We start from the raw sequence: 10706 nt of genomic DNA, 5'->3' as shown, positions 1-10706 counted from the left end.
TCTTTAGCGCCGATGGTAGTTGGGGGTTTCCCCCTGTGAGAGTAGGACGTCGCTAGGCACTAAGAAATCAGTACCGAAAGGTACTGGTTTTTTTGTGTTCTTTTTTAGGGTGAGCGCGGTAGGGCGAGTTTTGATATTCTCGATTTCGCGGGTGGTATTCAAGGATTGGCTGATTGTGTTCTCCATTTGGACGATGCTATTCTAGCATTCGCATGGGCTATTCAAGGATTCGGGCATCACATTCTAAAATTCACGAAATCCAAACAATTTAACGCGCAAAAATGGTCAGTTGGGGAACCAACTGACACGTTTTTTATTTGATCGAATTTTTAACGGGTGCTTCGCTTTCTAAATCCAATATAGAACATGACTAGTATTGAAAATGCGATTCCAATCATCACTACGCCACTTAAATTATATTGAATGTTGGTTGCCATCGTTCTTTCCATATAGTGAAAAAAAGGTTCGGGAATGGGTTCATTGCGTTTTTCTATATATTTAATATGTTCAACAGAATATCCTGAAAGAACTGGTTCCCAGCCATATTCTCCTTTGTATAGCCAAATTTCGATAACGTCATTGATCGTAATATCCATTGGCTTTCCACCAACATATTCTCTCGCACGCCATAAAGGTAGATAAGAGTAGAATACTTCGACACTTGTAGCCTGTGCCTCACTATCCTCACTTTTAATCACTTCATCAATTTCTATTGTCATTTTACGTAATTGATAAGCGCCATCTGTTTCTTCTGATAAATCTTTAATCTTCACATCTTCAATTACTTCTCCAGTGATATGAAAAGGTGCTTCCGAATGTCTCTTTTTGATTTCTGCAGGGTCCATAGATGCAAATATGCTTGTAGCGATTAAAGCATGGATAATGATTGATAGGACGAATAAGGCCGTGATACTCTTGAATGTTTTTATTCTGATCATCAACACTCCCTAATTACATATCAAATTGTTAGAAATTAATCTAAATTATACCATTTATCTATAAAATTCCACTCATTTAATTCACCTTTAAAATAAAATCTATTATATTTAAAACTATTTTCAATTTTGCTATTGTTTTTATTTCATACATTGGTATAATAAATCTTGTCGTTAAATATTTGAGGTCCCGTGGTGTAGCGGTTAACATGCCTGCCTGTCACGCAGGAGATCGCGGGTTCGATTCCCGTCGGGACCGCCATTTTAATTTAAATTATCAATCCGCAAAGAGAGGAAACTTTCTATGTGGATTTTTTGTTTCGTTGATTTATGAAAATTATTAATTTAAATAAAGTGAAGTATTGTGATGTATTCGGTACACTAGAGAAAATATGTGCGAAGGAAATGAATTTATGACATACATGAAACAAGTCGCATCACTAGAAGAAACGGAACAATTTGGTCAGAAACTCGGATCTTTGGTTCAAGCTCAAGATGTAATTACGCTTGAAGGTGATCTGGGAGCTGGTAAGACGACGTTTACCAAAAGCTTTGCAAAAGGCTTAGGGGTTCTTCGCAATGTGAACAGTCCGACTTTTACGATATTAAAACAATATGAAGGCAGGTTGCCTTTTAACCATCTAGATGTGTATCGTCTCGCAGGAAGTGAAGAAGATTTAGGATGGGATGAGCTTTTCTATGGGGAAGCAGTGACGGTCATCGAGTGGGCAAAGCTGATTGAACATGATTTGCCAATAGAACGATTACAAATTGAAGTCTATTATGAAGATGAATTTGCTCGCCGTTTTGAAGTAACGCCATTCGGAGAACGGTACGAGCAATTATGTAAGGAGTTATTTGAATGATTTGGTTAGGAATTGATACATCGAATATGCCCTTATCAGTGGCTGTCGTTAAAGATGATACATTATTAGTTGAATGGACAAGTTCTGTTAAGATTACTCATTCAGTCGGGGCAATGCCTGCTGTAGAAGAGGCTCTGAAACAAGCTAACTTAAAACCATCTGAATTGGATGCAATTGCGGTTGCAGAGGGGCCTGGATCGTATACTGGGGTTCGTATAGGCGTCACGATTGCGAAGACGTTAGCTTGGACACTTAAGATTCCTTTAGTCGGCGTATCGAGCTTAGAAACATTAGCTGGAAACGGCACAATGTTCAACGGCCTTATCTGTCCAATTATGGATGCGCGTCGACAAAATGTGTTTTCTGCTATCTATTCGAATACAGGTGAGCAAAAGCTAGAAGATGGTCATTATGCACTTGAGGATTTATTAGCCAAAGTTTCAGATATGGATGAGGATATTTTATTTGTTGGTCAAGATGTTGCGATTCATTGGGATACGATTCAATCAGTTTTAGGCGATCGTGCTGTTCGAGCGCCGTTCTATCAAGACTTGCCTCGAGCGTCTGTGTTAATTGCTCAAGCTAAATTGAAAGAAATCCCTACCAATGAAGCTACGCATCATTTTGTGCCTGATTATAAGCGTATTACGGAAGCTGAAGCTAACTGGAGAGAAGACCAGAAAAAGGCTGGAAATACGCATGACTAATTCGATTTCCTATCGTAAAATGACGGTGGAAGATATTGATGCCGTATTAAAAATAGAACATGAGGCATTTAGCCTTCCTTGGACTCGCGATTCGTTTGTTCAAGAAATGACGACAAATTTACATGCTTATTATGTGGTTGCTGAAACGAATGACAAACAAATTGTTGGCTTCTGTGGGATGTGGCTAGTGATGGATGAAAGTCATATAACCAATGTGGCTGTTACGGAAGCGGTTAAAGGTCAAGGCATTGGGGAAGGGCTTATGCGAGAAGCCATTCGAGTGTCGAAAGAACATGAAGTTGTTGTGATGACTTTAGAAGTTCGAATAAGTAATACAATTGCACAGAATTTATATCGCAAACTGGATTTTCAAAATGGAGGCATCCGAAGAGGGTATTACACAGATACAAACGAGGATGCTTTAGTTATGTGGGTGGAATTTAAATGAGTAAAGATCAACTGATTTTAGGAATTGAAACGAGCTGTGATGAAACAGCTGCTTCCATCGTACGTAATGGAACAGAGATTATCTCTAACGTGGTTTCATCTCAAATTGAGAGCCACAAGCGTTTTGGAGGAGTCGTGCCTGAAATTGCTTCCCGACATCATGTGGAACAAGTGACGCTAGTTATTGAGGAAGCGTTGAAGCAAGCAAACCTTCAACCAGCCGATTTAGATGCAGTCGCTGTAACAGAAGGTCCAGGACTTGTAGGGGCTTTATTAATCGGCATTAACGCAGCTAAAGCATTTGCATTTGCGAATGAACTGCCTTTAGTCGGCGTTCATCATATTGCAGGGCATATCTATGCTAACCAATTGGTGGAACCGATGCAATTTCCTTTGTTAGCTTTAGTGGTTTCTGGGGGCCATACAGAGATTGTTTTGATGCGAGAACATGGTTCGTTTGAATTGATTGGAGAAACACGTGATGATGCAGCAGGAGAGGCCTATGATAAAGTAGCGAGAGTTTTAAAGCTGCCGTATCCAGGCGGTCCTCATATTGATAAATTGGCACAAGAATCTAAAGAAGAAGCCATTGCATTCCCTCGTGTTTGGTTAGAAGAAGGTTCGTATGATTTTAGTTTTAGTGGATTAAAATCATCTGTGATTAATTATATGCATAATGCGGAACAACGTGGAGAAGACATTAAACCTGGAGCAGTTGCTGCTGGGTTCCAAGCGAGTGTCGTTGAAGTCCTGACAGCGAAGACTGTACGTGCTGCAAAAGAATTCAATGTGAAGCATGTTATAGCGGCTGGAGGCGTTTCTGCCAATAAAGGTCTGCGTGCATCATTAGAAACGACATTTGAAAATGAAGGCATTCCATTCACAGTGCCACCATTATTTTTATGTACGGATAATGCAGCAATGATCGCAGCTGCAGGATCGGTTATGTTTGAAAAAGGAATCTTAAGTACGATGGCTATGAATGGGAAGCCAGGAATGCCGTTATTTAACTGGAAATAAGAAAAATCGATTTTCTCGAAAGAGGAAGTCGATTTTTTTTGCGGCAATCAGGTTTGTGATTTGTATCAGGATGAATATTATAACTGCCCATTCTTGATCCAACTTTTAATACGATAAGTACCGAAGAGTGCAACCGAAAGGAATGCAATTGACATGAAGATATATATTCCAAGTCGATTGATTTCAATTAACCCTTCAAGATTAGTTAATGAGTAAAAACATAAGAAAATAAAACCTAAGTACAACAAAATATTCGGTATCCAATATGCAACACGTAATGGGGTATTTTTCTTTTTCATAAAAACATCTCCCTTTTAATTGTTACATTAATTGTAAGCATGTATTGTCAATTTAAAAACAAAATGTTTTAGAAATTCCATATAGGAAATACATAACTTATTCCATTGTCGATTAAGCAGTTTTTTAAGTTTAATGAAGAATATGATATCCCCAAACTAAACTTTTGATAAACAAAAAAGTAGGTCAGTGTCAATAGAGAACATCTGTACTTATACACAATTTGTTGATAACTTGTGTATAAGTAGGTGGAATTCAATATATAGTAGGTCATTAATCCACCGGTACTGTGCACAAAAACTTTTTTACCTGTGGACAGTGTGGATAAGTCTGTTGATAGATTGATATATCAAGGTTTTTGATGTGAATAAATTTGTGGAAAGAAAAATATCGAAATTTGCTATTGACCTATATATATAATCGAAAGAATGCGAAATAAATGCCACATAGTCTCCCATGTGGCAAAAATGATAAAAGTTATAAATTTTCCAATTCTTCTTCTAATTCAACCCATTCAGTCATGTATACATCTTGCTCATGTTTAACTGAATCTAATTCTTTCTGAAGGGACATTAACTGTTCGTGGTCTTGAAAAATAGCTGGATCGCAAAGCTTCTCTTCAACCAATTGGATCTTGCCTTCAATCGTTTGTAATTCAACTTCTAAATCTTCTAATCGACGTGTGATTTGACGTTCTCTTTTCTTCGCGTCTTTATCAATCGTTGAAGTAGATTGTTTAACAGAGGGAGATTCAACTTCTTGAAGCCCCATTTTTTCTAATCTAATTTCTTCTAACTCTTTTTTCTTTTCTACGTAGTAATCATAGTCGCCTAAATACTCAAATGCGCCGTCACTTGATAACTCAATAACCTTTGTAGCTATTCGATTAATAAAGTAGCGATCATGCGAAACAAATAGAATGGTTCCCGGGTAGTCTATCAATGCGTTTTCAAGAACTTCCTTACTATCAAGGTCCAAATGGTTGGTTGGTTCATCGAGAATTAACGTATTTGATTTCAACATCATTAATTTAGCTAAGGCAACGCGTGCTTTTTCGCCACCTGACAATGAAGAAATGGACTTCGTTACGTCATCCCCGCTAAATAAGAAGCGACCTAATACATTCCGAACATCTTTTTCATTCATCAACGGCCATTCATCCCAAAGTTCTTTTAAAACTGACCGGCTGCCAGTTAGTTTCGCTTGTTCTTGGTCATAATAGCCAAATTGTACATTCGTGCCGTATTTGATATTTCCGCTAATTGGCGGAATGTCTTTAACGACAGTTTTTAATAAAGTGGATTTACCCACGCCGTTTGGTCCGACTAAAGCAATTCGATCCTCTCGGAATACACGAAGATTCACATCTGTTGAAACGGGTTTCCCAGCATATCCAACGGTCATCTGATCTATTGCTAAAACATCATTTCCGCTTTGACGTTCAATTGAGAAGCCGAAATTTGCGGATTTTTCCGATCCATCAGGTGAATCCATCCAATCCGTTTTCTCTAAAACCTTACGTCTCGATTGTGCCATTTTCGTCGTGGACGCTCGAGCTAAATTCCGTTGTACGAAATCTTCGAGTTTCGCTTTTTCTTCCTGCTGTTTATCAAACGTCTTTAAATCGCGTTCATACGTTTTCGCTTTCTCATCCAAATAGGCACTGTAGTTCCCGACAAAGCGTTTTACTTTATGACGAGATACTTCATAGACAAAGTTTACAACTTGATCGAGGAAATAGCGGTCATGGGAAACGATTAAAATAGCACCTGGATATCCTTGTAAATAACGCTCAAGCCAACTTAGTGTATCAATATCTAAATGGTTAGTAGGTTCATCTAAAATCAATAAGTCTGGTTTTGTTAAAAGGAGTTTAGCTAAGGCTAATCGCGTTTTTTGACCACCAGACAAGGATTGAATTGGTTTTGTGAAATCTTCAGGAAAGAATTGCATCCCGTGAAGCACGGAGCGGGTATCAGCTTCGTATTGATAACCACCTGAATCCTTAAAATTCACTTGTTTTATGTCATAATCAGCCATTAATCGGGCGTATGCTTCCGCATCTTCATAGATTGAAGGGTCCGCCATTTGCTTTTCAAGGGTTCGAAGTTCTTGTTCTGCAGCTTGATGATGTGCAAATATGGTCATCATTTCATCCCAAATGGATAGGTCGGAATCGATTCCAGCGTGTTGCTCCATGTAGCCAACCTTTGTGCCTTTAGGAATGATGATTTCACCTGAATCGTATGACATTTCACCAGCAATAATTTTTAAGAGTGTTGACTTTCCAGCACCATTTCGACCGACTAACGCAACACGATCACGATGATTAATTTCGAGTTTAACCCCGCTTAATATTTCATCTACAACAAACGATTTATGTAATTGGTTCACTTGTAAGACAATCATAATTCCACCTCAGTTCTCACTTAGTTTAAAGGATGGTTCAAACACTTGCAACGACCGAACTTTACTTATACAAACGACTGATGTAAGATGGAATCGATTTCGCTTAAATCGCAGGAGGAACTGCATGAAACAAGAACCGATTAAAATTCCACAAGCCACGACAAAACGACTGCCACTTTACTATCGTTTTATTCAAAATTTATCGAGCACTGGCAAAAAACGCGTGTCTTCACAAGAGTTAAGTGATGCCATGAAAATCGACCCTGCAACGATTCGAAGAGACTTTTCTCATTTTGGAGCGTTAGGAAGAAAAGGATACGGTTATGATGTCCCTCATCTTTTAGAATTCTTCCGTCAAACATTAGACCAGGATGAAGAAACGAATGTCGCTTTGATTGGGGTAGGTAGTTTAGGAACTGCTTTTTTGAAATACAATTTCCATAAAAATCACAATACACGTATTGTGCTCGCATTTGATACAAGTGCCACTGAAGACGGTACGATGATGAGTGATATTCCTGTTTTCGAACCTAGTAAATTAGAAGAAAAAATCAAAGAGTTTGGAATCGAACTCGTCATTTTAACTGTGCCTTCACGCGCTGCGCAAGAAGTAACCGATCGACTAACCAAAACGAATGTAAAAGGGATTCTAAATTTCACCCCAGTTCGTTTATCTGTGCCTGATTCTATTCGTGTACATACGATTGATTTATCAGTTGAATTACAGACCTTGATTTACTTGATTAGACAGGACGAGGAAACGTTCACACATCGTTCATAGTAGCATTAGCATAGATTCGGCAAATACGTTAAAATGAAATCACACTATAAGGAGGTGTCTGCAATGTCTCCAGGTCCATTAAGTTTAATCATTATCGGTATCGTCGCATTACTTGTGTTCGGTCCTAAAAAATTACCTGAACTAGGTAAAGCGTTTGGTTCTTCATTACGTGAGTTTAAAAATGCTACAAAAGGTTTAGCAGATGATGACGAAGAAGATAAAAAGAAAATAGACGTTCAAAAAGACGAACTGAAGTAAGTTAGGATGAACATTCAATGAATGAAAAAGACTTAACACTCGTTGAACATATAGATGAAATAAGAAAACGACTGATGATTATCGTCGTTTTCTTTGTTATTGCAGTAGTGGCAAGTTTCTTTATTGCTGAACCATTAATAAACTTCTTACAATACAGTGAAGAAGCCAAATCGTTACCGCTTCATGCATTTACGATTACGGATCCAATCATGATTTACCTAAAAGTTATACTATTTGTTGCGTTCTTACTCACGTCTCCCGTGATTCTATATCAACTATGGGGATTTGTAAGTCCGGGTCTTTATGAACCTGAGAGAAAAGCAACCCTTAGCTATATCCCTTTTACTTTCTTATTATTTGTAGCGGGAATTTTGTTTTCATATAAAGTGTTATTTCCTTATGTCATTCACTTTATGATCATACTAGCTATAGATTTAGGAATAAACCAAGTAATTGGAATCAATGACTACTTCAATTTCCTATTCCAAATTACGATTCCCTTCGGTATTATTTTTCAATTACCAATCGTGTTATTATTTTTAACTCGACTTGGCGTAATTACACCAATGTTGATGGTGAAAGTAAGGAAATATGCATATTTTGTTTTATTTGTAATAGCGGCATTTATCACGCCACCAGATATTATTTCTCACCTGATCGTCACGGTGCCTTTGTTCGCGTTATATGAACTGAGTGTCATGGTTTCACGTGTCGGATACAAAAAGTATTTGAAATCAGAAGAATTACGTCAACGTGAAGAGCACCAATCACTAGTTGATGAAGCAAATAGACGACGTAACGAAAACCTTCCACCGGAATGATTTGGTGGAAGGTTTTTTTGTTTTTCATTAATTTCCAAATATTGAAACTAAAGTGATTTCATTTCGTAAATAAACGAAAGCATTGTGAAAAATTGGAGGAGAGAGAAATGAAAAAATTGTGGGTAGTGCTATTCTCAATGTTCTTTTTGGCAGCATGTACAAACGAATATCCAGCAGAGAAAAGTCACTTAGAAGACATCATATTTTTTGAGCAAGATAACCAAAGTAATCAACTCATTTTCAGTGAAGGTAGCTTAACAATTATCCAAAGTGGTCTTGAAATAAAACCTGATATGGATCCTAAGGAAGGAGAAGGGAAGGAACCCTCTGAGGTTGTATATCGAGACATTCAAGTTAAAACAAAAGGAGATACCTACTTCATTACAAGTGGGGATGAATTGTCATTGGAGCTACAACGAATTGGGGAGCGTATTTTGCAAGATGAAAATGGGGAGAGGTATGGAACAAGTCAAACTCTCAATTAAAACTTGCGAAATTAAAATGCAGGTATTTGTCTGAACGTGTTGAATTAATTTGATTAAAGGTGATTTCTAAACTTTTTAAATTGAAGCGAGGCCAAATGAGATGGATGATATCTTAAAGTCGAAAAATAAAGAGCGGATGCTATTTCAAAAGAAAACAAACACTTTATACTTTTTATTTGGCCTTGTAATGACTGGTTTTGTTAGTCTACGAATTGCACAGATTCCATTTATAAACGAATTTTACTATAACTTATCTGAAATGTTACATGGATATTTTTTTATTTGTATGATTTTCTTTCCATTTGCCTTCTTTACCTATCTATATTTTCAAATCAAATACACCTTTACATACAGAGAGAAACCAAGTTCGTGGGTAACTTTAAGACATGTGATATTAATTTGCCTAACTATCTTTCTTGTGAAAGAGATTTTTTATGAGTTGCATGGTGGAATAGCCGAAGGTTATTATACGATTGAAAATCATAATAAATTGTATGAGAACGATAAATATTATTTATTTCTTGAAGGTAAGAAAGTCGAAGTATCCGTAGATACATTTAATCAAATGGAATTAAATAATCAATATCGAATTAAATACAAGTGGAATAAACTTTCACCCGACAAAGGTGAATTTATTGAGTATGGTCAATAAGTCTCGAATTTTTACGCGGGGGTAGAAAATGAAGTATAAGCTATCAATGAAAATCACTGCAATAATCTTCGTAAGTTTATTAGTCGCTTGTTCACCTAGTTTTGATGAATTTAATGATGAAAAAATTATGTTTTATGTAGTCGATACTAAATCAACGAGTGAATATACCTCGTATACTATTGAAATGAAAAATGAAACGGGATTTGAATTAACTCATCTAATATTAACTATGAGTTACCCCATTAAAATATCGAATGGTAACAAGGAAAATCCTTTCGTAATTGAAGGGAAAACAGTTAATACGGTAAAACCAGTAACATTAAAATCAGGAGAGTCCATTCAATTTTCTTTTTCTGCACCCATAAAAGAGGTTTTTTCAGATAATGATTTACTTGATTTTGAGAATCCGGATGTAGAATTGAAAGGTTTTGTGAAAGAAGGAAACAAGGAAATCCCTTTTGGCATAGCTGGTGGACTAAACATTTTGGCTGATAGTAAATAACTATCGATATAGGAAAAGGAGGCAATCAGAGTGAATGAAACATTATTGAGGGTTGGAACTATTTATATCCCAGTTTCTGACGTTGAACTTTCATCTGAATGGTATGTCATTAAATTAGGGGCAGAGTTAAGCTATAAGGACGATGATAAAGCAATATTAAACTTTGCAAACCAAAGTTTCTTCCTTGTTAAATCAATTGAAAACCAGAGCTCTAATTTTCATGATTGTTACGGAACGGAGCGTTTTTCTATCACATTTGAAGTGAATGGGTTAAATGCATTAGAAGCTATACATAAAGACTTTATTGAAAAGCAAATAAGAGTTGGTGTAATTGAAGATAGAGGTCACTCTGGCAAAAATTTCGTCTTCACCGATCTAGATGGCAATAAATTTGACGTTTGGAGTGAATTAAGTCCAGTTTTCAAGGAAAGGTATTTTATTTCTGAATAGAAATCAAAGAGAAAGCACATTTTAGATTAGCCTAAAATGTGCTTTCTCTTACTTTCGATTAGGAGTTTTGATTTGA

At 36.8% G+C, this 10706-nt stretch carries 13 protein-coding genes and 1 tRNA gene; 12 read left to right on the top strand and 2 right to left on the bottom strand.

All coding sequences use genetic code 11. The annotated features are described in order from the left end of the window. Nucleotides 1-329: 329 nt before the first annotated feature. The gene (locus ACHUE4_RS16060; protein ID WP_394191874.1) at nucleotides 330-938 is read right to left on the bottom strand and encodes a hypothetical protein; all 609 of its coding nucleotides are present in this window, start codon (nucleotides 936-938) and stop codon (nucleotides 330-332) included. A gap of 183 nt (nucleotides 939-1121) precedes the next feature. Between ACHUE4_RS16060 and ACHUE4_RS16055 the strand changes: the two genes are divergently transcribed. The 5 genes from ACHUE4_RS16055 to tsaD all read left to right on the top strand — a co-directional run bounded on the left by ACHUE4_RS16055 (nucleotide 1122) and on the right by tsaD (nucleotide 3975). Beyond that, nucleotides 1122-1197, top strand: a tRNA-Asp gene (locus ACHUE4_RS16055). A gap of 151 nt (nucleotides 1198-1348) precedes the next feature. Further along, nucleotides 1349-1801, top strand: coding sequence for a tRNA (adenosine(37)-N6)-threonylcarbamoyltransferase complex ATPase subunit type 1 TsaE (gene tsaE / locus ACHUE4_RS16050; RefSeq protein WP_394191872.1), 453 nt, complete (start codon nucleotides 1349-1351; stop codon nucleotides 1799-1801). After that, nucleotides 1798-2508: a tRNA (adenosine(37)-N6)-threonylcarbamoyltransferase complex dimerization subunit type 1 TsaB gene (gene tsaB / locus ACHUE4_RS16045; RefSeq protein WP_394191870.1), complete on the top strand. Its 711-nt coding sequence runs from the start codon at nucleotides 1798-1800 to the stop codon at nucleotides 2506-2508. Before tsaE ends, tsaB begins: the two co-directional genes overlap by 4 nt. Beyond that, a complete protein-coding gene (rimI, locus tag ACHUE4_RS16040; RefSeq protein WP_394191868.1) occupies nucleotides 2501-2956 on the top strand; it encodes a ribosomal protein S18-alanine N-acetyltransferase in 456 nt (151 codons plus the stop codon). The genes tsaB and rimI overlap by 8 nt, the downstream gene beginning before the upstream one ends. Further along, nucleotides 2953-3975, top strand: coding sequence for a tRNA (adenosine(37)-N6)-threonylcarbamoyltransferase complex transferase subunit TsaD (gene tsaD / locus ACHUE4_RS16035; RefSeq protein ID WP_394191866.1), 1023 nt, complete (start codon nucleotides 2953-2955; stop codon nucleotides 3973-3975). Before rimI ends, tsaD begins: the two co-directional genes overlap by 4 nt. A gap of 774 nt (nucleotides 3976-4749) precedes the next feature. On the opposite strand, the gene ACHUE4_RS16030 is transcribed toward tsaD, so the two are convergent. Beyond that, complete coding sequence (locus ACHUE4_RS16030; RefSeq protein WP_394191864.1) at nucleotides 4750-6681, bottom strand: ABC-F family ATP-binding cassette domain-containing protein; 1932 nt, start codon at nucleotides 6679-6681, stop codon at nucleotides 4750-4752. A gap of 124 nt (nucleotides 6682-6805) precedes the next feature. Here ACHUE4_RS16030 and ACHUE4_RS16025 point away from each other — a divergent pair, with 124 nt between their 5' ends. The 7 genes from ACHUE4_RS16025 (at nucleotide 6806) to ACHUE4_RS15995 (ending at nucleotide 10630) form a co-directional block, all read left to right on the top strand. Further along, nucleotides 6806-7462 carry a redox-sensing transcriptional repressor Rex gene (locus ACHUE4_RS16025; RefSeq protein ID WP_394191862.1) on the top strand — a complete coding sequence of 219 codons (657 nt, stop codon included), beginning with the start codon at nucleotides 6806-6808 and terminating at the stop codon, nucleotides 7460-7462. A gap of 63 nt (nucleotides 7463-7525) precedes the next feature. After that, nucleotides 7526-7720 carry a twin-arginine translocase TatA/TatE family subunit gene (locus ACHUE4_RS16020; RefSeq protein WP_394191860.1) on the top strand — a complete coding sequence of 65 codons (195 nt, stop codon included), beginning with the start codon at nucleotides 7526-7528 and terminating at the stop codon, nucleotides 7718-7720. Nucleotides 7721-7737: 17 nt separating this feature from the next. Next, complete coding sequence (gene tatC, locus ACHUE4_RS16015) at nucleotides 7738-8541, top strand: twin-arginine translocase subunit TatC (protein WP_394191858.1); 804 nt, start codon at nucleotides 7738-7740, stop codon at nucleotides 8539-8541. A 107-nt stretch (nucleotides 8542-8648) separates the two neighbouring features. Continuing rightward, on the top strand, nucleotides 8649-9026 hold the full coding sequence (locus ACHUE4_RS16010) for a hypothetical protein (protein WP_394191856.1): 378 nt from the start codon (nucleotides 8649-8651) through the stop codon (nucleotides 9024-9026). Between the two features lie 100 nt (nucleotides 9027-9126). Beyond that, nucleotides 9127-9678, top strand: a complete 552-nt coding sequence (locus ACHUE4_RS16005; RefSeq protein WP_394191854.1) for a hypothetical protein — start codon at nucleotides 9127-9129, stop codon at nucleotides 9676-9678. Nucleotides 9679-9706: 28 nt separating this feature from the next. Further along, on the top strand, nucleotides 9707-10180 hold the full coding sequence (locus tag ACHUE4_RS16000) for a hypothetical protein (protein ID WP_394191852.1): 474 nt from the start codon (nucleotides 9707-9709) through the stop codon (nucleotides 10178-10180). 30 nt (nucleotides 10181-10210) lie between these two features. After that, nucleotides 10211-10630, top strand: a complete 420-nt coding sequence (locus ACHUE4_RS15995) for a VOC family protein (RefSeq protein ID WP_394191850.1) — start codon at nucleotides 10211-10213, stop codon at nucleotides 10628-10630. The last annotated feature ends 76 nt before the right edge of the window (nucleotides 10631-10706 follow it).

The organism is Paenisporosarcina quisquiliarum (assembly GCF_043641925.1).
Classification (GTDB): domain Bacteria; phylum Bacillota; class Bacilli; order Bacillales_A; family Planococcaceae; genus Paenisporosarcina; species Paenisporosarcina quisquiliarum_A.
This window is presented reverse-complemented; position numbering and strand designations above follow the sequence as displayed.